This is a genomic window from Pseudomonas sp. IT-P74 (assembly GCF_949768175.1).
Taxonomy (GTDB): domain Bacteria; phylum Pseudomonadota; class Gammaproteobacteria; order Pseudomonadales; family Pseudomonadaceae; genus Aquipseudomonas.
The window spans coordinates 347094-368883 of sequence record NZ_CATKQD010000011.1 but is presented as its reverse complement, the minus strand read 5'-3'; the positions used below and the strand labels follow the sequence as shown (position 1 = coordinate 368883).

At 58.6% G+C, this 21790-nt stretch carries 18 protein-coding genes and 4 tRNA genes; 14 read left to right on the top strand and 8 right to left on the bottom strand.

The annotated features are described in order from the left end of the window. Positions 1–42: 42 nt before the first annotated feature. Positions 43–210 (bottom strand): hypothetical protein, encoded by a 168-nt coding sequence (locus tag ACM6J5_RS10755; protein ID WP_172435357.1) that lies wholly within the window; start codon positions 208–210, stop codon positions 43–45. Positions 211–389: 179 nt separating this feature from the next. On the opposite strand from ACM6J5_RS10755, the gene ACM6J5_RS10750 reads away from it, so the two are divergent. The 3 genes from ACM6J5_RS10750 (at position 390) to ACM6J5_RS10740 (ending at position 1658) form a co-directional block, all read left to right on the top strand. Further along, positions 390–1124, top strand: coding sequence for a peptidase C39 family protein (locus ACM6J5_RS10750; RefSeq protein ID WP_095944363.1), 735 nt, complete (start codon positions 390–392; stop codon positions 1122–1124). A gap of 94 nt (positions 1125–1218) precedes the next feature. Then, positions 1219–1425: a DUF6021 family protein gene (locus ACM6J5_RS10745; RefSeq protein ID WP_095944364.1), complete on the top strand. Its 207-nt coding sequence runs from the start codon at positions 1219–1221 to the stop codon at positions 1423–1425. A gap of 17 nt (positions 1426–1442) precedes the next feature. After that, entirely contained in the window at positions 1443–1658 is a 216-nt protein-coding gene (locus tag ACM6J5_RS10740) for a hypothetical protein (protein WP_095944365.1), read from the top strand. Positions 1659–1716: 58 nt separating this feature from the next. Here ACM6J5_RS10740 and pbpG read toward each other — a convergent pair whose 3' ends face one another. Together pbpG and folD are read right to left on the bottom strand one after the other, a co-directional pair. After that, positions 1717–2655, bottom strand: a complete 939-nt coding sequence (gene pbpG, locus ACM6J5_RS10735) for a D-alanyl-D-alanine endopeptidase (RefSeq protein ID WP_095944366.1) — start codon at positions 2653–2655, stop codon at positions 1717–1719. 235 nt (positions 2656–2890) lie between these two features. After that, complete coding sequence (folD, locus tag ACM6J5_RS10730; protein ID WP_095944367.1) at positions 2891–3745, bottom strand: bifunctional methylenetetrahydrofolate dehydrogenase/methenyltetrahydrofolate cyclohydrolase FolD; 855 nt, start codon at positions 3743–3745, stop codon at positions 2891–2893. Positions 3746–4019: 274 nt separating this feature from the next. Between folD and ACM6J5_RS10725 the strand changes: the two genes are divergently transcribed. From ACM6J5_RS10725 to ACM6J5_RS10675, 11 genes are all read left to right on the top strand, one after another. Then, positions 4020–4096: transfer RNA gene (locus tag ACM6J5_RS10725), tRNA-Arg, on the top strand. Positions 4097–4128: 32 nt separating this feature from the next. Next, positions 4129–4204, top strand: a tRNA-His gene (locus ACM6J5_RS10720). 56 nt (positions 4205–4260) lie between these two features. Beyond that, positions 4261–4345, top strand: a tRNA-Leu gene (locus ACM6J5_RS10715). A 77-nt stretch (positions 4346–4422) separates the two neighbouring features. Then, a tRNA-His gene (locus ACM6J5_RS10710) sits at positions 4423–4498 on the top strand. A gap of 386 nt (positions 4499–4884) precedes the next feature. Next, complete coding sequence (gene tig / locus ACM6J5_RS10705; RefSeq protein ID WP_057714092.1) at positions 4885–6195, top strand: trigger factor; 1311 nt, start codon at positions 4885–4887, stop codon at positions 6193–6195. Between the two features lie 93 nt (positions 6196–6288). After that, complete coding sequence (gene clpP, locus ACM6J5_RS10700; protein ID WP_095944368.1) at positions 6289–6924, top strand: ATP-dependent Clp endopeptidase proteolytic subunit ClpP; 636 nt, start codon at positions 6289–6291, stop codon at positions 6922–6924. A 111-nt stretch (positions 6925–7035) separates the two neighbouring features. Then, a complete protein-coding gene (gene clpX / locus ACM6J5_RS10695) occupies positions 7036–8319 on the top strand; it encodes an ATP-dependent Clp protease ATP-binding subunit ClpX (protein WP_095167797.1) in 1284 nt (427 codons plus the stop codon). Between the two features lie 251 nt (positions 8320–8570). Continuing rightward, positions 8571–10967, top strand: coding sequence for an endopeptidase La (gene lon / locus ACM6J5_RS10690; RefSeq protein WP_008048849.1), 2397 nt, complete (start codon positions 8571–8573; stop codon positions 10965–10967). Between the two features lie 149 nt (positions 10968–11116). Beyond that, positions 11117–11389 carry an HU family DNA-binding protein gene (locus ACM6J5_RS10685; RefSeq protein WP_002552737.1) on the top strand — a complete coding sequence of 91 codons (273 nt, stop codon included), beginning with the start codon at positions 11117–11119 and terminating at the stop codon, positions 11387–11389. Between the two features lie 235 nt (positions 11390–11624). Further along, on the top strand, positions 11625–13496 hold the full coding sequence (locus tag ACM6J5_RS10680) for a SurA N-terminal domain-containing protein (RefSeq protein ID WP_150673474.1): 1872 nt from the start codon (positions 11625–11627) through the stop codon (positions 13494–13496). A gap of 207 nt (positions 13497–13703) precedes the next feature. Then, positions 13704–14543, top strand: coding sequence for a DUF2242 domain-containing protein (locus tag ACM6J5_RS10675; RefSeq protein ID WP_414928470.1), 840 nt, complete (start codon positions 13704–13706; stop codon positions 14541–14543). Positions 14544–14888: 345 nt separating this feature from the next. On the opposite strand, the gene ACM6J5_RS10670 is transcribed toward ACM6J5_RS10675, so the two are convergent. The 5 genes from ACM6J5_RS10670 to ACM6J5_RS10650 all read right to left on the bottom strand — a co-directional run bounded on the left by ACM6J5_RS10670 (position 14889) and on the right by ACM6J5_RS10650 (position 21607). Next, complete coding sequence (locus ACM6J5_RS10670; protein ID WP_095944371.1) at positions 14889–15929, bottom strand: AraC family transcriptional regulator; 1041 nt, start codon at positions 15927–15929, stop codon at positions 14889–14891. 3 nt (positions 15930–15932) lie between these two features. Continuing rightward, on the bottom strand, positions 15933–17063 hold the full coding sequence (locus ACM6J5_RS10665) for a carbon-nitrogen hydrolase family protein (protein ID WP_414928469.1): 1131 nt from the start codon (positions 17061–17063) through the stop codon (positions 15933–15935). A gap of 130 nt (positions 17064–17193) precedes the next feature. Then, complete coding sequence (locus tag ACM6J5_RS10660) at positions 17194–18522, bottom strand: TolC family outer membrane protein (protein WP_095944373.1); 1329 nt, start codon at positions 18520–18522, stop codon at positions 17194–17196. A 1-nt stretch (position 18523) separates the two neighbouring features. After that, positions 18524–19864 (bottom strand): HlyD family type I secretion periplasmic adaptor subunit, encoded by a 1341-nt coding sequence (locus ACM6J5_RS10655; RefSeq protein WP_414928468.1) that lies wholly within the window; start codon positions 19862–19864, stop codon positions 18524–18526. A 6-nt stretch (positions 19865–19870) separates the two neighbouring features. Continuing rightward, complete coding sequence (locus ACM6J5_RS10650) at positions 19871–21607, bottom strand: type I secretion system permease/ATPase (RefSeq protein WP_095944375.1); 1737 nt, start codon at positions 21605–21607, stop codon at positions 19871–19873. Between the last annotated feature and the right edge of the window lie 183 nt (positions 21608–21790).

Here is a 21790-nt window from a genome sequence, read left to right as displayed (position 1 = left end):
AGTGCAGGCGGCCGTTTTTGTTGGTTTGGGGTAAAGGTGTGGTCAGTGAGCGTTGGCGGGCTGGTTCGGCGTCTTGTCTGCTTCAGGCGCAGGGGCCGGCCGGACAGGGTGATGGTGGCGGCGAGTAATGCGCAGCACGCCCCACAGCATGGCGGCGGCGACCGCCAGCCAGCCGCAAACCAACATTACAATGATCATGGTCAGGCTCATCTGTGCCTCCTCTTTGCCCTTCTTTGGGCACTCACGCTTCGCTGTCGTCTCTTCAGGGAACAGTCTAGCCGTTGCTGCATTTCAGGCTATTGACCGAAAGTCGCCTGTCACCAACCAGTTCGCTCTATCGAATTCACTCCACTACCGTTTAGAGCTATACCGTAGCGGCGCGGCGACCTATGATCGACGACCAAGCCGGGAATGGGATTGCCTGGCGTCTGAACCTGAACAAGAGAGAGATGATGGTGCGGGGATTTTCTCGAATTTTGTCGAGCATGCTGATCGCTGGTTGCGTGGCAAGCCTGGCGGGCTGTGCCGGGAGCGTTGCGCCCGAGATCAAGCGCTTGCCCGAGCGTGTCGAGCTCAGTGGCCGGTTCTACCGGGGCGATGCGTATCAAAGCGGGCCGCAGGTGCTGGCCAGCATGCTGTCCCAGCAGGGCATCGTGATTACCCCGGGACTGCTCGACAAACCCTTGCATTTGCCAGGGGGCGAAGCCCAATTACAACAGAACATGCAGAACCTGGCCCGGGAGTACGGGATGGTCGTTTATCCCCTCGACAGCAACCTGGCGGCGTTGTTGACGCAAGTCGCCGCCGGTTATCCGGTGATGGTGCGCTTTACCGAAGGCTCGGCCATGTGGGCCGAACCGCGATACGCCATTCTGGCCGGCTACAACCGTCAGAAGCAGACCGTGCTGCTGCGTGCCGGGATGAACCGCCGCGAACTGATGAGCTTCAGCTCCTTCGAGTCGGCGTTCAAGGACGCCGGTGGTTGGGCGGTGCTGATCCAGAAACCGACGCAAATCCCGGCCCAGGTCGATCAGCAGCGATGGCTCAAGGCCGCCAACGATCTGGCCCAGGCCGGTCAGGAGCAGGCCGCCGCCAGGGCGAAAAAAGCCTTGGCCAGCCAGTAAGTCCGTTGGTCACCCGCCGGGCACCATTGTCCACCGCCAGCCTCTGATCTAAAGGGCCCGCAACATCACTTCGGGCCAAGATCAGGAGGCTCCCATGGCTGATTCCACAACCCCCGTCGGTCCGCACTCGTCTGAACATTCGTCTGGCGATGAGTTGGGTTTCGATCCCGATTCTCCGGACCTTGCCGATCCTCAGGTCGACCCGATCGGGCCCGCCAAGGCACCGAGGGACGTGAAGCCGGGTGACAACCCCAAGGCACCGGCCAAGCCCTATGATCCACTGGGCAACCTGAAGCCTTAGGTTCAATGGAGGTGTGTATGTCTACCGATTCCAGTTTCGACGACAAACGTCCGGAAACCGTCCCCACGACTCCCGAGCAAAGCACCGATCCGGTGATGGACCCCGACAGCCCTTTGAGGGATCCCCTGGCGCGGCCAACGGTGGTGCCCACTGGAAAGCCGAAGGGGTGGAGGGATCCAAGTGCTGGCGACGGCATCCCGGATGACGACCAGATGCCGCTGCCCAACGACTGACGTTGCGACGAAAAAAAGCCCCGGATGTTCGGGGCTTTTTCATGGGTTTGCAGCAAGGTTACTTCGAGGCTTCAACCACGCCGCTCTGGCGCTGCTTGAGGTTCTTGTCTGCCTTGTACTGCAAGGCCACGGAAGGCACCTCCGCGCTCTTTCCGCTCTCTACCCAATTACGCATGCGCGTGGCATCGGCGAAGTGGGTGTACTTGCCATAGGCATCAAGGATCACCAGGGCCACCGGGCGGTTGCTCATTCGGGTCACCAGCACCAGGCAGTGACCTGCTTCGTTGGTGAAACCGGTTTTTGTCAGCTGGATGTCCCAGTCCGGCTTGCGGACCAAATGGTCGGTGTTGCGGAAACCCAGGCTGTAGTTCGGTTTGCGAAACGAAACGGTCTTTTCCTTGGTTGTACTCAGCTCGGTCAGCAGCGGGTACTTGTGCGCGGCGATCAACAGTTTGCTCAAATCACGAGCGGTCGAAACGTTGCGCGGCGAGAGACCTGTCGGTTCGACGAAATGGGTATTGGTCATGCCCAAGGCCCGGGCCTTGGCGTTCATTGCAGCAATGAACGCGGCATAACCACCCGGATAGTGGTGGGCCAGGCTTGCGGCGGCCCGGTTTTCAGATGACATCAGGGCAATCAGCAGCATTTCCCGGCGCGGCAGTTCGCTCTTGAGCTTGACCCGGGAGTACACACCTTTCATTTCCGGTGTGTCGCTGATGTTGATGTTGATGTATTCATCCATGTTTTGTCGGGCTTCAACCACGACCAGGCCGGTCATCAGTTTGCTGACGGACGCGATGGGGACGACAACGTCCGGATTGCTGGCATAGATGACTTTGTTGGTCTGCATATCCAGCAGTAAAGAGCTGCCGGAAGCGAGTTTGAGTTGCGAGGTATCCCGAGGCGCGGCGGTGGTTTCGCCAGCGCTGGCGATTGGCGTGATGAAAGTCCCTGTAACTGCAAAAAATAGGCTCAGGATGGAAAGACGGATTTTCACGCTGGCAGACTCGTAAGGTGTTGATAAGCCGTTTTGTAACGGGCTATTTCGTAAAAAGCGCGACATTCTGGAGTATGGCTGAATAACTGTCGATGGTTGTTCAAGTAACGGGTGAAAGTCCTGAGAAACATGAAAAAAAAGTCATTTTCCGGCGGGCGGTCGGTGTTTCTCGCAGGCAAAAAAAACCCCGCCAGGGCGGGGTTCCTTGTCACGCTGTCAGCGTCCGCGGTGTAACTCAGCTGTGCAGGGTTTCGGCGGCATACAGGGTGTTTTCCAGCAGGCAGGCACGGGTCATCGGGCCTACGCCGCCCGGTACAGGAGTGATCCAGCCGGCGCGGGGCAAGGCGGTTTCGTAGATCACGTCACCCACCAGCTTGCCGTCTTCCTGACGGTTGATGCCGACATCGATCACGATCGCGCCTTCCTTGATCCACTCGCCCTTGACCAGGCCCGGCTTGCCGGCGGCGACGACGACCAGGTCCGCACGGCCGACATGGCCGGCCAGGTCCTTGGTAAAGCGGTGGGTGACCGTCACGGTGCAACCGGCCAGCAGCAATTCCATGGCCATCGGACGGCCAACGATATTGGACGCGCCGACAACCACGGCATCCATCCCGTAAAGGTCGACACCGGTGCTTTCCAGCAGGGTCATGATGCCTTTGGGGGTGCATGGGCGCAGCAGCGGGATACGCTGGGCCAGGCGACCGACGTTATAAGGATGGAAGCCGTCGACGTCTTTGTCCGGACGAATGCGTTCCAGCAGCCTGGACGCGTCCAGGTGTTCGGGAAGCGGAAGCTGAAGCAGGACGCCGTCGATTGCAGGGTCGTCATTCAGGCGATCGATCAGCTCGGTCAGCGCTTCTTGAGTGGTTTCCGAAGGCAGGTCATAGGCTTGGGATAGAAAGCCGACCTCTTCACAGTCTTTACGCTTGTGCGAGACATAAACCTGAGAGGCAGGATCGCTGCCGACCAGGATCACCGCAAGGCCGGGCGTGCGCAGGCCTTGCTGGCGACGCTCGGTGACACGTTGGGCGATCTGCTGGCGCAGGCTGGCGGCGATCGATTTGCCGTCGATAAGTTGTGCAGTCATTGCGCGTGATTAACCATCGAGAGGGGAAAAAAAGAGAACGCATTCTCGCATGTCATGCGGTGAGGGCAAAGGCGCTTGGTCTGCAAATTCCCCTAACTCCTTTAATTAAATGAATTTTTTTTAAAAAGGATTTGACGACCTTCGGGTGGCTCTATACTATTCGTCGCACTTGTCGGGCACAGCCTAGCACTGGTTAGGAAGGTTGAGCGGGATTACGGTTCTGCGAGACTGGAAAGCACTTAGTTTGTAGTCCTCCAAGGTTACAGCTAACAAGGCGCCCGTAGCTCAGCTGGATAGAGCATCCGCCTTCTAAGCGGATGGTCGCAGGTTCGAGTCCTGCCGGGTGCGCCATTAGGCAGCTTTGGCACAAGTAACGCGATATGGTGGGCGTAGCTCAGTTGGTAGAGCACGGGATTGTGACTCCCGTTGTCGTGGGTTCGATCCCCATCGTCCACCCCATATTTCGAAAGGCGCCAGATTAACAGTCTGGCGCCTTTGCTTTAAAGGCTTCACCCGCGGATGTGGTGGAATTGGTAGACACACTGGATTTAGGTTCCAGCGCCGCGAGGCGTAAGAGTTCGAGTCTCTTCATCCGCACCAATTAAAGCTTCACTCAGGTCGTTGGCCTGGCTGGAGCTTGATAAAGAAGTTGTTTGGCTTCTTTAACAGGCAATATGGTGGGCGTAGCTCAGTTGGTAGAGCACGGGATTGTGACTCCCGTTGTCGTGGGTTCGATCCCCATCGTCCACCCCATATTTCGAAAGGCGCCAGATTGAAAAGTCTGGCGCCTTTTTTGTTTCAGCGGCCGCAGGTTCCGGGTCGCAGGGGCAGGGCGTTTCGTCGTATTTATGTTTCTCGATGATGCGGTCCTGCCCGCCGGCCTTGCTTGCGAGTTCGGCTGTCAGGGAGATGATTGGCGACCTCCTCTATATATGGAAAGGTTGGCGCAGAGCCCTGGCGTGATTGGTTGTATTTGCCATCGGGGCGAGGTGCATTCGTGCATTCGCACCTATAAATTGCCTGCTGCGTTTTTACCCGTTTTCAGTAGGGTGACTTCTTGAGTTTGACCCACTAGAATGCATGCCCTTGATTCTGGGGTCGGAAACGGCCGGCTAACGTCTGTGCAACGAGGAATATCCATGCAAGTTTCTGTTGAAAATACTACTGCTCTTGAGCGCCGCATGAGCGTCACCGTGCCGGCTGAGCGCATCGAGAGCCAGGTCAACAAGCGTCTGCAGCAGACCGCCCAAAAGGCCAAGATTGCTGGCTTCCGTCCAGGCAAAGTGCCAATGAGCGAAATCAAGCGCCGTTTCGGTGCCGACGCTCGCCAGGAAGCGGTAGGCGACGTGATCCAGTCTTCCTTCTACGAAGCTGTGGTTGAGCAGAAGCTGAACCCGGCTGGTCAGCCTTCGATCGAGCCAAAATCCCTGGAAGCGGGCAAGGACCTGGAATACGTAGCCGTATTCGAAGTGTTCCCTGAGTTCACCGTTGCCGGTTTCGAAGGTATCACCGTAGAGCGCCTGAGCGCTGACGTGTCTGATGCCGATCTGGACAAGATGCTGGACATCCTGCGCAAGCAGAACACCCGTTTCGAAGTGGCCGATCGCGCCGCTCAAAACGAAGACCAGCTGAATATCGATTTCGTCGGCAAGGTCGACGGTGAAGTGTTCGCTGGCGGTTCCGCCAAGGGTACTCAGCTGGTTCTGGGTTCCGGCCGCATGATCCCTGGTTTCGAAGATGGCCTGGTTGGCGCAAAAGCCGGTGAAGAACGCGTTCTGAACCTGACTTTCCCAGAGGACTATCAGAACCTGGACCTGGCTGGCAAAACCGCCGAGTTCACCGTGACCGTCAACACCGTTTCCGAGCCAAAGCTGCCAGAGCTGACCGAAGAGTTCTTCGCTCAATTCGGTATCAAGGAAACCGGTCTGGAAGGCTTCCGCGCCGAAGTTCGCAAGAACATGGAGCGCGAGCTGCGTCAGGCGATCAAATCCAAGGTCAAGAATCAGGTAATGGACGGTCTGCTGGCCACCAACCCGATCGAAGTGCCAAAGGCTCTGCTGTCCAACGAAGTTGACCGTCTGCGCGTGCAGGCTGTCCAGCAGTTCGGCGGCAACATCAAGCCTGACCAACTGCCGGCCGAGCTGTTCGAAGAGCAAGCCAAGCGCCGCGTAGTGCTGGGCCTGATCGTGGCTGAAGTGGTCAAGCAATTCGACCTCAAGCCTGACGAAACCCGCGTTCGCGAGATGATTCAGGAAATGGCTTCGGCCTACCAGGAGCCTGAGCAAGTTGTGTCCTGGTACTACAAGAACGACCAGCAACTGAACGAAGTTCGCTCGGTTGTGCTGGAAGAGCAAGTTGTGGATACTGTTCTGCAGAAAGCTAGCGTGACCGACAAATCGGTCTCTTACGAAGAAGCGGTCAAGCCGGTAGAAGCTCCACAAGCCGACTGATCACTTTTGCGGTAAGAAGCAAACACCATAAGCCAGCCTTCGAGCTGGCTTATGCGTATTCAAGACATAACTATTTGGGAGTGACTGCAGAGCATGTTCCGTAATTCGTATATTCAGCAGAACTCTGATATCCAGGCCGCAGGCGGCCTGGTCCCGATGGTTGTCGAGCAGTCCGCTCGTGGCGAGCGCGCCTACGACATCTACTCGCGTCTCCTCAAGGAGCGGGTGATCTTTCTGGTTGGTCCGGTAGAGGACTACATGGCCAACCTGATTTGTGCGCAACTGCTGTTCCTTGAAGCGGAAAACCCGGACAAGGACATCCATCTCTATATCAACTCCCCGGGCGGTTCGGTGACGGCGGGCATGTCGATCTATGACACCATGCAGTTCATCAAACCCAACGTGGCGACCACCTGTATCGGTCAGGCGTGCAGCATGGGTGCGTTCCTGCTGACGGCCGGTGCACAAGGCAAGCGTTACTGCCTGCCGAACTCGCGTGTGATGATTCACCAGCCACTGGGCGGTTTCCAGGGCCAGGCGTCGGATATCGAAATCCATGCCAAGGAAATTCTCTTCATTCGTGAGCGTCTCAACACGCTGATGGCCCAGCACAGCGGGCGCACTCTCGAAGAAATCGAGCGTGATACCAATCGCGACAATTTCATGAGTGCAGAAGCCGCGCGTGAGTACGGGTTGATCGATGAAGTGATCAGCCAGCGTCCTGCTTAAAATAAGCAGCTCAAAATAAGGTTGGTCGGCGGGTCCGACACCTGCGGGCTTGAAAAAGCCCGCAATAGCCTTCATCTTGTGTTGCAAGCCTATCGGATTTGGATCGAACGAATGACTGACACCCGCAACGGCGAGGACAACGGCAAGCTGCTCTATTGCTCCTTCTGTGGCAAAAGCCAGCATGAAGTACGCAAATTGATTGCCGGCCCCTCGGTCTTTATCTGCGACGAGTGCGTCGACCTGTGCAACGACATCATCCGCGAGGAGGTGCAGGAAGCACAGGCCGAAAGCAGCGCGCATAAATTGCCTTCGCCTAAAGAAATCAGCGGCATCCTTGATCAGTATGTGATTGGTCAGGAGCGTGCGAAAAAGGTTCTGGCCGTAGCGGTGTACAACCACTACAAGCGCCTGAACCAGCGTGACAAAAAGAATGACGACGTCGAACTCGGCAAGAGCAACATCCTGCTGATCGGCCCGACAGGCTCGGGTAAGACCCTGCTTGCCGAAACACTGGCCCGCTTGCTGAACGTTCCGTTCACCATCGCCGACGCAACCACCCTCACCGAGGCGGGTTACGTGGGTGAAGATGTCGAGAACATCATTCAGAAGCTGTTGCAGAAGTGCGATTACGACGTGGAAAAAGCCCAGATGGGCATTGTCTATATCGATGAAATCGACAAGATTTCGCGCAAGTCTGACAACCCGTCGATCACCCGGGACGTTTCCGGTGAAGGCGTGCAGCAGGCCCTGCTCAAGTTGATCGAAGGCACGGTCGCTTCCGTTCCGCCACAAGGCGGTCGCAAGCATCCGCAGCAGGAGTTCCTGCAGGTCGACACCCGTAACATCCTGTTCATCTGTGGTGGTGCGTTCTCTGGTCTGGAAAAGGTTATTCAAAACCGTTCCACCAAGGGCGGCATCGGCTTCAACGCAGAAGTGCGCAGCAAGGAAGAAGGCAAGAAAGTCGGTGAGTCCCTGCGTGAAGTCGAGCCTGACGATCTGGTCAAGTTCGGTCTGATCCCGGAATTCGTTGGTCGTCTGCCGGTACTTGCCACGCTGGACGAGCTCGACGAGGCTGCATTGATGCAGATCCTCACCGAGCCGAAAAATGCCCTGACCAAGCAGTATGCCAAGCTGTTCGAGATGGAAGGCGTGGATCTGGAATTCCGCAGCGACGCTCTGAAATCGGTCGCCAAGCGCGCCCTGGAGCGTAAAACCGGTGCCCGTGGCCTGCGTTCGATTCTCGAAGGTGTATTGCTCGACACTATGTATGAAATCCCCTCGCAATCGGAGGTGAGCAAAGTAGTGATCGATGAAAGCGTGATAGAGGGCAAGTCCAAGCCACTGTATATCTACGAAAACAGTGAGCCTGCTGCCAAGGCAGCGCCAGACGCTTAAGCGTCGCGCAGCCGGTACAAAGAAGGGGCCTTCGGGCCCCTTTGCTTTTGTGGGAGCTGGCCTGCCGGCGAAGGCGAGCTGACAACCCATCTGATTTTCGGATGTGTCCGGACCATCACAAACGCTGCCATCAGCGGCAATCTTTTAAGTCGTACTTTTATCCGCTTGTTTTTTTCCAGAGCAGCCCCCATCTTGGTTTCAAGCTTACTTCCATCTGTTTCCGGCCTTATGGCCGCCGTAGAGGCGAAATCATGAAGACAACCATCGAATTGCCTCTCCTGCCATTGCGTGATGTCGTGGTTTATCCGCACATGGTTATCCCGCTGTTCGTGGGGCGCGAGAAATCCATCGAAGCCCTCGAAGCTGCGATGACGGGTGACAAGCAGATTCTTCTGCTGGCCCAGAGAAACCCGGCTGACGACGATCCCGGTGAAGAGGCCCTGTACCGCGTTGGTACGATTGCCACCGTTCTGCAGCTGCTGAAGCTGCCTGACGGAACGGTCAAGGTTCTGGTCGAAGGCGAGCAGCGGGGCGCTGTCGAGCGCTTCAGCGAAGTGGACGGCCACTGCCGTGCCGAAGTCTCCCTGATCGACGAAGTCGAAGCACCAGAGCGCGAGTCGGAAGTGTTCGTTCGCAGCTTGCTGTCCCAGTTCGAGCAATATGTGCAGTTGGGCAAGAAAGTCCCGGCTGAAGTCCTGTCGTCGCTCAACAGCATCGATGAGCCAGGCCGCCTGGTAGACACCATGGCCGCGCACATGGCATTGAAAATCGAACAGAAGCAGGAAATCCTCGAAATCATCGATTTGTCGGCCCGGGTCGAGCACGTCCTGGCGTTGCTGGATGCCGAGATCGATCTGCTGCAAGTCGAAAAACGCATTCGCGGCCGCGTCAAAAAACAAATGGAGCGCAGTCAGCGCGAGTACTACCTGAATGAGCAGATGAAGGCCATTCAGAAAGAGCTCGGCGACAGCGACGAAGGTCACAACGAAGTCGAAGAGCTGAAAAAGCGTATCGATGCTGCCGGCCTGCCGAAAGACGCACTGGCCAAGGCGACGGCCGAGCTGAACAAGCTCAAGCAGATGTCGCCGATGTCCGCGGAAGCGACTGTGGTGCGTTCGTACATCGACTGGCTGGTTCAGGTGCCGTGGAAGGCTCAGAGCAAGGTACGCCTGGACCTGGCGCGTGCAGAAGACATTCTGGATGCCGACCACTATGGCCTCGAAGAGGTCAAGGAACGCATCCTTGAATACCTCGCCGTGCAAAAGCGCGTGAAGAAGATTCGTGGTCCGGTGTTGTGCCTGGTCGGTCCTCCCGGGGTGGGTAAAACGTCCCTGGCGGAGTCGATTGCTCACGCCACCAACCGTAAATTCGTACGCATGGCCCTCGGTGGTGTGCGTGACGAGGCGGAAATTCGTGGTCATCGCCGTACTTACATCGGTTCGATGCCAGGAAGATTGATTCAAAAGATGACAAAAGTGGGTGTCCGCAACCCGCTGTTCCTGCTCGACGAAATCGACAAGATGGGCAGCGACATGCGTGGCGATCCGGCATCGGCGTTGCTGGAAGTGCTCGATCCCGAGCAGAACCACAACTTCAACGATCACTATCTGGAAGTCGATTACGACCTGTCCGATGTGATGTTCCTGTGCACCTCGAACTCGATGAATATCCCGCCGGCGTTGCTGGACCGGATGGAAGTGATCCGTCTGCCGGGCTACACCGAAGACGAGAAGATCAACATCGCCGTCAAATACCTTTCGCCAAAGCAGATTACGGCCAACGGCCTGAAGAAAGGCGAGTTGGAGTTTGATGCGGAAGCGATCCGCGACATCATCCGCTACTACACCCGTGAAGCCGGTGTGCGTGGGCTGGAGCGCCAGATTGCCAAGGTTTGCCGCAAGGCCGTCAAGGAGCATGCGCTGGAAAAACGCTTTTCGGTGAAGGTCACCGCAGACATGCTGGAGCACTTCCTGGGCGTGCGCAAATTCCGCTACGGCCTGGCCGAGCAGCAGGATCAGATCGGTCAGGTGACCGGGCTGGCGTGGACTCAGGTGGGCGGCGAACTGCTGACCATTGAAGCCGCGGTAGTGCCGGGCAAGGGCCAGTTGATCAAGACCGGTTCTCTGGGTGACGTGATGGTCGAGTCGATCACCGCTGCCTTGACCGTAGTTCGCAGCCGGGCGAAGAGCCTGGGCATTCCCCTGGACTTCCATGAGAAGCGCGACACGCACATCCATATGCCGGAAGGGGCGACGCCCAAGGACGGCCCTAGCGCCGGCGTGGGCATGTGCACGGCCCTGGTATCGGCATTGACCGGCATTCCGGTGCGCGCGGATGTCGCCATGACCGGCGAAATCACGCTGCGTGGCCAGGTCCTGGCCATTGGTGGCTTGAAAGAAAAACTGCTGGCTGCCCATCGCGGCGGAATCAAGACGGTGATCATTCCTGAAGAGAATGTGCGCGATCTCAAAGAGATTCCGGACAATATCAAGCAGGATCTACAGATTAAACCGGTTAAATGGATTGACGAGGTCCTGCAAATTGCGTTGCAATACGCGCCGGAGCCCTTGCCGGACGTGGCTCCGGAGATAGTCGCGAAGGATGAGAAACGTGACGCAGATTCTAAGGAAAGAATTAGCACGCATTAGTACGTATTTGCCTGGGGGGCTTTCTTGACAGCTTTTTAGAGCCCTTGTTATAAAGCGGCTCTTAAGTGTCTGTAGGCCATTCAGCACTCGTTTTTGCTTTCACCAAAAAAACTTAGAATCATACTCAAATAGATATAAGGGGACTTAGAGTGAACAAGTCGGAACTGATTGATGCTATCGCTGCATCCGCTGATATCCCGAAAGCTGCTGCTGGCCGTGCGCTGGACGCTGTAATCGAATCCGTCACTGGCGCTCTCAAGGCTGGCGACTCTGTTGTTCTGGTTGGTTTCGGTACCTTCTCCGTAACTGATCGTCCGGCTCGCATTGGTCGTAACCCACAGACCGGTAAGACGCTGGAAATCGCAGCAGCCAAAAAACCAGGTTTCAAAGCCGGTAAAGCACTGAAAGAAGCTGTCAACTAAGTTCGATTCAGGTTTTTACCCATCCGGGTCGGGGTCATGCCTGACTTGGCAGCGGAGCGGCAGTCCTGTCTGCAGGTCGCCGGTTCAAGACACCGAGGGTCGCCAGTTCGAGCCCCTCGATCCGCTCCGCCAGTTACGAGAAGGCGCATCCTCGGATGCGCCTTTCTTCTATCCGGATTCTACCCACGCTCCACGGTTGCCTAATTTTTGAAGTTCAACCGTTTCTGGGGGACGCATGCTGCAGAATATCAGGGACAATTCACAAGGCTGGATTGCCAAGACTATTATCGGGGTCATCGTTGCACTGATGGCTTTGACCGGTTTCGACGCCATTTTTCAGGCCACGACGAACAAGAATGAAGCGGCGAAGGTCAATGGCGAAGAAATCAGCCAGAACGAGCTGAGCCAGGCGGTCGATATGCAACGCCGCCAGCTCATGCAACAGCTGGGCAAGGATTTCGATGCTTCCTTGCTCGATGAAAAAATGCTGCGCGAGTCAGCTCTCAAGGGCCTGATCGATCGCAAGCTGCTGCTGCAAGGCGCAGAAAGTTCGAAATTCGCTTTTTCCGAAGCGGCTCTGGATCAGGTCATCCTGCAAACGCCTGACTTTCAGGTGGATGGCAAGTTCAGTTCCGAGCGTTTCGACCAGGTGATTCGCCAACTCGGCTACACCCGCATGCAATTCCGCCAACTGATGGCTCAGGAAATGCTGATCGGTCAGCTGCGTGCCGGCCTGGCCGGTAGCGGTTTCGTGACCGACGCACAGGTACTGGCCTTTGCCCGTCTGGAAAAACAGACTCGCGATTTTGCCTCCCTGAACATCAAGACCGACCCGGCAGCGGTGAAGCTGACCGACGATGAGGTCAAGGCTTACTACGACGAGCACGCCAAGGAATTCATGACGCCGGATCAGGTGGTCATCGATTACCTCGAGCTGAAGAAGGCTTCCTTCTTCGATCAGGTCAGCGTCAATGACGAAGACCTGCAGGCGGCCTATCAGAAAGAAATCGCGAACCTGTCCGAGCAACGTCAGGCGGCGCATATTCTGATTGAAGTGAACGACAAGACCACCGAGGCGCAAGCCAAGGCGAAGATCGAAGAGATCCAGGCCCGTCTGGCCAAGGGCGAGAAATTCGAGGCGCTGGCCAAGGAATTCTCCCAGGATCCGGGTTCGGCGAACAACGGCGGTGACCTGGGTTATGCCGGTCCTGGCGTCTACGACCCTGCGTTCGAGAAAGCCCTGTATTCGTTGACCAAGGATCAGGTTTCCGCGCCGGTGCGTACCGATTTCGGGTTCCACCTGATCAAGCTGTTGGGCGTGGAAGCGCCAGAAGTTCCGACATTCGCCAGCCTGAAAGACAAGCTGACCCGCGAAATGAAGGCCCAGCAGGTCGAACAGCGGTTTGTCGAGGCGACCAAGCAACTGGAAGACGCCTCGTTCGAAGCCTCCGATCTGGCTCAGCCGGCGCAGGACCTGAAACTGACCGTCCATACGTCCAAGCCGTTCGGCCGTGAAGGCGGTGAGGGTATTGCCGCCAACCGTGCCGTGATCACGGCTGCGTTCAGCCCGGAAGTGCTGGATGAGGGTGCGAACAGCACCGCCATCGAGCTGGATCCGGAAACCGTGGTCGTATTGCGTGCCAAGGAGCACCTGAAGCCTTCGCAATTGCCGCTGGAAAGCGTTTCTGCCGCGATCCGTGTGCAATTGGCCAAGGAACACGCCAGCGCCGATGCCAAGACCAAGGCTGACGCCCTGATTGCCAGTCTGCGCGACGGCAAGACCCCGCTGGATCAGGCGATCGACGGCCAGACCTGGAAAGTCACCGAGGCGGCGACCCGTGCTCAGGAAGGTGTCGACCCGGCGGTGCTGCAAGCGCTGTTCCGCATGGCGAAGCCTGTGGCCAAGGACAAGCCGACCTTCACCAGCGTGACGCTGGCTGATGGAAGCCTGATGATCGTGCGCCTCAATGGCGTGAACGAAGCCGCGGCGCCGACTGAAGAAGAGAAAGCACAGTATCGTCGCTACCTCGCTTCGCGCATCGGCCAGCAAGACTTCGCGGCCTATCGCAAGCAGCTGGAAAGCCAGGCGGAGATCAAGCGTTACTGATGCCTGACCAGGTTTAGCGCTGCACAGAAGACCCCGGCCGAAAGACCGGGGTCTTTTTTTTGTTGTGCGCCGTACGTCATTTGCCGCGGTGACTTTTACGCAAAACCGGGGTCAATCAGCCTGTAACCGTAATAAGACAGATCGATGCTCCGCTGAGCATCGATCTGTTGCACAATATGCCCCGAACCGTTTTCCTCAGGATGTTCAATGTTTAAATCACTTCCCATGCGGGTTGTCGGGCTGGCAGCCGTGTTTGCCACTGCGGCTGGTTGTTCATCGAACAAGGCTGCCATCTATGAGCATGAGAATTTCGACGACTCAGGTACCTTTTCCAGAAACTATCCGGTCACCGATACCCAGAGCTGTGAAGCCGCCCGTCGCGCCTTGCTCAGTCAGGGTTACATCATCACCAGCAACGATCCGAAGCTGGTCAGCGGTCACAAGAGTTTCCAGCAGACCGGCGAGAATCACATGGAGATCAGCTTCAGTGTGGTCTGCGCCGATGACGGCAGCGAAGGGCACCACGCGACCGTGTTCGCCAATGCCCTGCAGGATCGTTATGCGCTGAAGAAGACCAACAACTCCGCCAGTCTCGGTGTCGGTGTGTTGGGCTCGGTGTCGATGCCGATCGGCTCCTCCGATGACTCGATGGTCAAGGTCGCCAGCGAAACCGTATCGTCTGCCAAGTTCTACGAGCGTTTCTTCGCACTGGTCGAGCTGTTCCTGCCGCCGGAAGCGAAAAAGGCTGCGCACATCCCCGAAAAGCCGAAAACGGACCTGGGCATGCCTGAAGCCAAGGCAGCACCGGCACCGTTGGTACCTGCCCCGGCAGCGACTCCCGCTGTAGAGCCTGCTGCACCAGCACCCGTTGAAGCCGTTCCAGCGGCCTCCGAGCCGGTTGCCCCGCCTCCTGAAGCGGCGCCGATCACGCCGACCGAGCACGTAGAGCCTGCATCGTTCCAGGAAATCGTCACGCCACCGTCGAACCCGAGTGACTTGCCACCGCCGAGCGAACCCATCCCGGCGATGCCTGCCTCCGGCCAGTGATGGAAACGTCACGGGATCGGGTCAGATGACCCGATCCCGTGGCCAGCCAAAAGATTGACCCTCATCAACGAGGTCCGCTGTTCTGCGGCCTTGCGCTAAAAAAACCAATGATAAATTCCTGACCAGCTGCTACGTTTTATTCAGTAGCGACAGAGTGTCGTGTCCGCGTCATTTTTCTTTCACGCGGGCACTTTATGCTCAGGGAACTGGTCATTAATTCAGACGTTTTTTCAGTATGGGTTGGGAGATTCAAAAATGGACGATTATCAAGAAGAGCTGCTCGAGTACCAAGCGTTTGAACTGGATCCACTGGAGCCAGCGGAAGACGCTACCGAGTTGTAGGCATCAGGCGGATTGGCGATGGCTGCGGCGAAATTCGCCGGGTGTCTGCCCGTTCCAGCGTTTGAATGCGCGTTGAAAGGCTTCGGCTGAGGCAAAACCCAGCAGGTAGGCGATCTCTCCGAACGCCAGTTCGGTGTCGCGTATGTAAGTCATGGCCAGGTCGCGACGGGTGTCGTTGAGAATCGCACGAAATTGTGTGCCCTCATCGGCGAGCTTGCGGCGCAAGGTCCAGGTGGGCAGCTTCAGGCGTGCCGCCACCTCCTGCAGGTCGGGCTCCCGGCCACCATTGAGCAAGGGTCCCAGCAGCGCGATGATGCGTTCACGCAGGCTGCGGGTGCGTGTCAGTTGTTCCAGTTCCCGCTCGCACAGTTGCAGCAAATGCCTCCAGGTACTCGGGCAATGCTCGGGATTGCGCTGGGCGAGACTTGCCAGGCTCAAGCGCAGTTGATTGCGCTCGCCGCCAAACTGAATCGGACAATCACCCAGCACGTCATAGGCCGCACGGTAACCGGGCTCCTCGAATTCGATCTCGATGCGTTCGGCGTGCAGCGGGGCAGGGCTGACACTGGATAATTGCTGCAACCATCCGGCGATGATCGAATCCACCACAAAGCGGTTATAGGCATTGTAGGGGCTGATCGAATAGAAGCGCAGCCAGGCGCCCTGGGCGTCTTCGTGAAAGCTTGATTGGCCCCGATAATTGGAGCCGTACAAGGCTTCGAATCGAATCAGGCAACGCGCGGCTTCACGTACCGTCGGCGCCTGGGCGGCGGTGACCCCGGCGAGGCCTGCCTGGCTCAGGCGACTGAGCCGCCCCATGCGCAAGCCAAGGGCAGGGTTATCGGTCAGTTGAATGGCGCTGTGGCCCAGGCGCATGTAGCGCGGTATCGACAACCGGGCACCGGCTTCGCTCAGGCGCGCGGCATCGAGACCGTATTGATCGAGCAGCGGCTGCGGATCGACGCCATGACTGCGCACGGCATCGGCCAGGCTATGAACAAAGCCCACCGACAGATCGCCGAGGCGCATCGGCTGTGGATTCATGGCTTACAACCAGAGGTTCAGCAAGCGCGCACCATGGGCGTTGCCATCGGCAAAGTGCTGGCCATTGCTGCTGAGGAAGCTATGCCCGGCGCTGCCCTGGTCCCAGAACCGACCTCGCAGGAACACACTCATGCCAGCGACCGCCTGACTGGCCGGCATCCGGGTCGTGAGGGTCAGGCGCTGCCAGGCCTGGCCTTCACTGACGTCCCCTGGCTTCAAGTTGACCGACGCCGGCGCCGACGAGCCCCTGTAGCCGCGCCACGGTTGATCCCAGGTGCCACGGCCGGCAACATAGGCCGGTACCGCAACCAGCTGCACGCTTTGGTCGTTGAGCTTGAGGTAGTTTTCCGGGTACCAGCTGTCGTGGCCGATCAATACGCCCAGCCTTCCCGCGGGGGTATCAACGACATTGAGCGAGTGCTCGCCGTTCGCCTTGATCCCGTTCTGTTCCGCGAAGAACGGGTGTATCTGGCGCTGGGGCTGGCCGATCGGCAGGCCTTCGCTGTTGAACACCACGCTGCTGTTGTACAGCGCGCCGCGGCCGATTCTCAAGGTGCCGTCGATGATGCTCGGTTCGGGCAACACGATGGAGCCCGCCACCAGTGTCACGTGGAACTCCCTGGCCAGACCTCCGAACAATGCCTGGTAGTCCCTGGCCATTGCCTTGGCTTTCATGCGCAGGTGGGCATCGTCCAGACGATTGCCGCCTTCGGCACCGATCAACGCCTTGGCGAACTTCAGGGGATTGCTCACCGCCAGCCAGTTCATGGCCTCCTTGAGGGTGCTGGCCTGATACAGCTCATCTTTCTCGCCGCTGACCATCAGCCAGGTACCGACGTGCTCCGGCAACACAACGACGGTCTTGCCGTTCAGCAAACCCTGGTCCCGGGCTGCTTGCAGATAGGCCGCGAGTTTGCGGTGCAAACGCTCGGGGCTTTGATAGTCGGTAGGAAACAGTTCGGGCTGGATGCCCAACAGATTGCCTCGGTCCGCGGGCGTGCCCTGGTCGACAGCCAGGCTGATCCGCAGGTCCGAAAGGTAATGACCCACCGGCCGGTCTGCGGCCCACATCGCGTAGGTCGTGAGGGCGGCGAGCAACGCCATGGAAAATGTCAGGTACAAAAGTTTGCGCATGGGGAAACAGTTTACAGCCTGGAGCCGGGCGTGGCTTTTGATTTGGAACCGGATCGAGCATAAAGGGAATCAAGAGCTTAGTGGAACGCCGGTCAGCCATCATTTTGCGCGACCGGCCGGCAAGTGAGCGTCAATTGGTGACCAGCAATTCCGGGCCGAGGTAGTTGTTGATCTGGTCGATATCGTCGTCGCCCAGGCTGCCTACCGAGGAGGCCAGGCGAAGGCGTGACATCAAATAGCGCAACTTGGCATCGAACAGATCGTGGCGCGCAACGAAGAGCAGTTCTTCTGCATTGAGGACATCCGAGTTGGTGCTGGTGCCGCCTTCCTTGAAGCCCTTGCGTGACGATGCCAGTGAGCGTTCGTTGGACGCCACGGCCTTCTCCAGGGCACGGATGCGTTTGGCTCCGCTCAGGATGCCTTGATATTCGCGGGTGGTTCCGGTGATGACCTCCTGTCGCGCGGCGTCGAGTTCGTCCGTGGCCTTGTCGCTATTGGCACTGGCCTGGCGTGTCAACGCGCTGACGCCGCCACCGGCGAATATCGGGATGTTGACTTCCAGTCCGATCGAACCGTAGCGGTTGCGTTGATTCAGCTCGGAGAGGGATTGGCTCTCACCCGCGGTGTAGCCGGCAACGAAATCCAGGGTTGGCCAGTGGCCGGCCCTGGCGCGGTTCACTTCTTCTTCGGCGAGGTCGCGGCTGTACCGGCGCGCATGGAGCAACGGGCTATCGACCTGGGCTTTGACCAGCCAGTCCTGCAGGTTGCTCGGCAGCAGCGGTGGTGTATCGAAGCTCGGACGCAAGGTGGTCAGCGATTCGGGGGTTTCACCGATGTATTCTTCGAGCTTGCGACGCGCGTTGACCAGGTTGTCTTGCGCTTCGATCAATTCGGCTTCGGCGAGGTCACGGCGAGCGGTCGATTCGTCGACGTCGGTGACGGTGCCGGCCCCCAGTTCCAGGCGCCGTTTCGCCGAGGCGAGTTGCTCTTCGAAGGCGGTCAGCTTGGACTTGGCCAGGGTGATGGTTTCGCTGGCCAGGAGCACGTCGAAATAGCTTTCGGCCAGGCGCACCGCGGCATCCTGGCTCTTGGCATCGAATACCGCATTGCTGTAGTCGGCACGCTGCTGACCCTGACGGTATTCGGCCATTTTCTGTTTGTTGAACAGCGGCTGGCGCAGGCGCACGTTGGCGCCCTTGGAGTCGTAGTCGAGATCCCTTTCGATACCGCTCTGGCGTTGCGTGCCATTGACCTTGTTGTCGTAGGCCGAGGCGTTGATCTGCGGTAGCAGGCCGGCCGTGCCAATGGCGCGGTTTTCCCCACCGGCCTCCTTTTCATGCATGGCGGCCTGGTAGATGGGGCCCTGGAACTGCAACAGGTCCCAGGCTTGCTTGAGGTCCATGGCGTTGGCCGGCAAGGCCAACCCCATCAGGCAGAAGAGCAGGCAATGACGATCCATTTCATTGTTCCTTGAATGAGCTGTCCACACGTTCGAGCATTGGTTTAAGAAGATAGCTCAACATATTGCGTTCGCCGGTCTTTATGGTGACGCTGGCGGGCATTCCGGGGCGAATGTGATTGGTGCCAAGCAGACCCATGCCATCGGGGGTGACTTCCACCTGGGCCAGATAGAACGGCTGCTTGCTTTCCTCGTCCATCAGGCGGTCGGCGGAAATGGTCATCACACGGCCGGGGATGTTTGGTGTCTTGGCATGGTTGAAGGCCGGGAAGGAAATGTCCACGGGCAGGCCGGGGACCATCTTGTCGATGGCCTGCACAGGAATCATCGCGTCGACCTGCAAGGGTTCGTTGACTGGAACGATCTCCATGATCTTGAAGCCGGGCTGAATGATCCCGCCGACGGTGGCGATGCTCAAAGCCTGGACCATGCCATCGATCGGTGACCGAATCACCGTGTGTGTCACTTCATAGTCGAGCGCGCGCAAGCGGTCGGCCAGGGTAGTATTTTCCTTGGCGGTTTCCGTCAACTGCGATTCGACTTCCTTCAGGTAGTCGTGTTGGCGCTGCAGGATGCGCAGCTTGATTTCGGTGGTCTGGCTGCGCACGCGGGCGATGTTGTTGAGGTTCTCGGCCTGGCCGGCGGAGAGGTCGGCATTACTGCGTTCCAGCTCAAGCAGGCGGTTGCGCGGCACATAGCCTTCGGCCGTCAGCACGCGGGTGCCTTGCAGTTCCTGGTTGAGGAAACTGATCTGCGAGGCGCGGGCACTATAGACCTGCTGCAGGCCCTTGAGCTGCACGGCCGACGCCGCCAGGTTCTCCTGCAGGATGCTGATTTCGCCGGCGAGACCGGCGCGCCGGGTGTCGAGCAGACGCTGTTGCAGGTCCATGGCGGCTTCCAGGCGGTGGTCATCCTGGAAGCGCTTGAGCAGTTCAGGATCGAAGTTCACTACATCGCGACCGTCACGTTCCGCTTCCAGGCGGTTTTCCACCGTCTTGCTGACGATGTACTGAGCGCTGACCGCACCCTGTTCGGCAAGGGCACGCAACGAATCGAGGCGGACCACCTCCTGGCCTTTTGTCACCAGATCGCCTTCGCGAACGAGAATGGCCTCCACGGTGCCGCCGCTCAGGTGCTGCACGGCTTTGCGATTGCTGGTGACCTTGACCGTGGCTGTCGCTACCACGCCGGCATCCAGCGGCGCCAGCCATGACCACAGGAGGAAGCCGCCGAAGCCGGCAAGCACCAGCCACACGCCCCACCGCGCGGGTTTGCCAACGTCCAGGTCTACCACGCTCCTGGAACCGGCTGTAATCATCTCGGTATGTTGGCTCATTTGCATGATCGGTCACTCCCGTGCTTTGACGGAGGCCAGCGGAGTCGACGCGCCTGCAGGGATGACACTGGCCTTGCGCAGCGCTGCGAATACTTCATCGCGCGTGCCGAGCATCTGCACGCTGCCGTCGCGCAGCATCAGTACCTTATCGACGGCACAGAGTACGTTGGGACGGTGAGAAATCAGAATGACGGTCGCGCCACGGCCCTTGAGTTCGGCCAGAGCATCGACCAAGGCCTTTTCGCCGACGTCGTCGAGGTTGGCGTTCGGCTCGTCCAGCACGATCAGATTGGGCTCGCCATACAACGCGCGGGCCAAGGCGATGCGTTGCTTCTGGCCGCCGGAAAGCGGGCTGCCATCAGTACCCAGGCGGGTGTCGTAACCCTGCGGAAAACGCAGGATCATCTCGTGCACGCCAGTGATCTTGGCGGCGCGGATGACCGCTTCGCTGTCCACTTCGCCAAAGCGCGCAATGTTGTCGGCGATATTGCCCTCGAACAGCTCCACGTCCTGTGGCAGATAGCCGAGCCAGGGGCCAAGTTCGCCCTTGTTCCAGTTGAATATGTCCGCACCGTCCAGGCGCACCTTTCCGGCCTGCGCCGGCCAGACGCCGACCAGCAGGCGGGCGAGGGTGGATTTGCCCGAGGCGGACGGGCCGATAATGCCAAGGCTTTCGCCGGGGACAAGGCTGAAGCTCACGCCGCGCAGAATCGTGTTGTTGGTAGCCGGGGCGCCGGCATACACATTCTCAACCGCCAGCATGCCCATTGGCCGCTGCAGCGACATGCTCGGTGGCCGGCGCGGATAGTCCTGCAGCATCTCGTTGAGCCGGCCCCAGGCCGAGCGGCAGCCGAGCAATTGCTTCCACGACGCGATGACCTGTTCCACCGGACCCAGTGCGCGGCCGGAGAGGATCGAGCAGGCAATCATCATCCCCGGGGTGATCTTGCCTTCGATCGCCAGCAGCGCACCGGCGCCGAGGATCAGCGACTGCAAAGTGATCCGCACGAAGCGCCCGGTGCTGCTGATCAAGGCGGCGCGGTCGGAGGCCAGGGTCTGCATTTCCAGGATGCGCAAATGGCTTTGGAACCAGCGCTTGCTGATCGACGGCAGCATGCCCATGGCCTCGATGACCTCGGCGTTGCGCAGGTTGTTGTTGGCGTATAGGGAGGAAGACATGGCGGCCTGATTGGCTTCGGCCAGCGGCTTCTGTGTCGCCTTCTCGGTGAGCCAGGCCAGGGCCACCAGAATCAGCGAGCCGATCAGCGTGATCAGTCCGAGTATCGGGTGGATCAGATAGGCGACCAGCAGGTAGATCGGCGTCCACGGTGCATCGAAGAAAGCGAACAGGGCGTTGCCGGTGACGAACTGACGAACCTGGGCGAGGTCTTGCAGGGCCTGGGCCGGGTTACCTCCGGCGCGGCTCAGGTTGCGCTCGAATGCAGCGGTGAAAATGCGTCGGTTGAGATCCATGTCGAGGCAGTTGCCGACCCGGATCAGCACGCGGGTGCGGACCATCTCCAGCGTGGACATCAGCAGGAACAGGCCCACCACCAGGACCGTCAACATCGCCAGCGTCGTAACGTTGCGACTGACCAGGGCTCGATCGTAGACCTGCAGCATATAAATAGCTGGCGTCAACATCATGACGTTTATGACGCCGCTGAATGCTGCCAGCGAATAAAAACTGCGGCGCAGGCGAAAGAGCGCGTCGGCCAGTTCGGAACGGATGCTCGACTGCTTGGGCATGTTGATCCTCCCACTGCGAAAAGCCGATTGCCCCTGGGGCGCAACAGCTAACAGTAAATGTAGTCCTGTAAACAGCTTATGGACACGCAGGCTGGTCGCTCTAGGGTTGGCGAGTCTTCCGAAATCGCTGCGTTGCTCCCTCATGCAGCAGCGTAGGTGGCGGTGAAACAGTCTGAAATAACA

Bases quoted from the DNA above. Each gene is read 5' to 3' on its own strand.
- ACM6J5_RS10755 (WP_172435357.1), bottom strand. From the start codon at position 210: ATGAGCCTGACCATGATCATTGTAATGTTGGTTTGCGGCTGGCTGGCG.
- ACM6J5_RS10750 (WP_095944363.1), top strand. From the start codon at position 390: ATGATCGACGACCAAGCCGGGAATGGGATTGCCTGGCGTCTGAACCTG.
- ACM6J5_RS10745 (WP_095944364.1), top strand. From the start codon at position 1,219: ATGGCTGATTCCACAACCCCCGTCGGTCCGCACTCGTCTGAACATTCG.
- ACM6J5_RS10740 (WP_095944365.1), top strand. From the start codon at position 1,443: ATGTCTACCGATTCCAGTTTCGACGACAAACGTCCGGAAACCGTCCCC.
- folD (WP_095944367.1), bottom strand. From the start codon at position 3,745: ATGACTGCACAACTTATCGACGGCAAATCGATCGCCGCCAGCCTGCGC.
- tig (WP_057714092.1), top strand. From the start codon at position 4,885: ATGCAAGTTTCTGTTGAAAATACTACTGCTCTTGAGCGCCGCATGAGC.
- clpP (WP_095944368.1), top strand. From the start codon at position 6,289: ATGTTCCGTAATTCGTATATTCAGCAGAACTCTGATATCCAGGCCGCA.
- clpX (WP_095167797.1), top strand. From the start codon at position 7,036: ATGACTGACACCCGCAACGGCGAGGACAACGGCAAGCTGCTCTATTGC.
- lon (WP_008048849.1), top strand. From the start codon at position 8,571: ATGAAGACAACCATCGAATTGCCTCTCCTGCCATTGCGTGATGTCGTG.
- ACM6J5_RS10680 (WP_150673474.1), top strand. From the start codon at position 11,625: ATGCTGCAGAATATCAGGGACAATTCACAAGGCTGGATTGCCAAGACT.
- ACM6J5_RS10675 (WP_414928470.1), top strand. From the start codon at position 13,704: ATGTTTAAATCACTTCCCATGCGGGTTGTCGGGCTGGCAGCCGTGTTT.
- ACM6J5_RS10670 (WP_095944371.1), bottom strand. From the start codon at position 15,929: ATGAATCCACAGCCGATGCGCCTCGGCGATCTGTCGGTGGGCTTTGTT.
- ACM6J5_RS10665 (WP_414928469.1), bottom strand. From the start codon at position 17,063: ATGCGCAAACTTTTGTACCTGACATTTTCCATGGCGTTGCTCGCCGCC.
- ACM6J5_RS10660 (WP_095944373.1), bottom strand. From the start codon at position 18,522: ATGGATCGTCATTGCCTGCTCTTCTGCCTGATGGGGTTGGCCTTGCCG.
- ACM6J5_RS10655 (WP_414928468.1), bottom strand. From the start codon at position 19,864: ATGCAAATGAGCCAACATACCGAGATGATTACAGCCGGTTCCAGGAGC.
- ACM6J5_RS10650 (WP_095944375.1), bottom strand. From the start codon at position 21,607: ATGCCCAAGCAGTCGAGCATCCGTTCCGAACTGGCCGACGCGCTCTTT.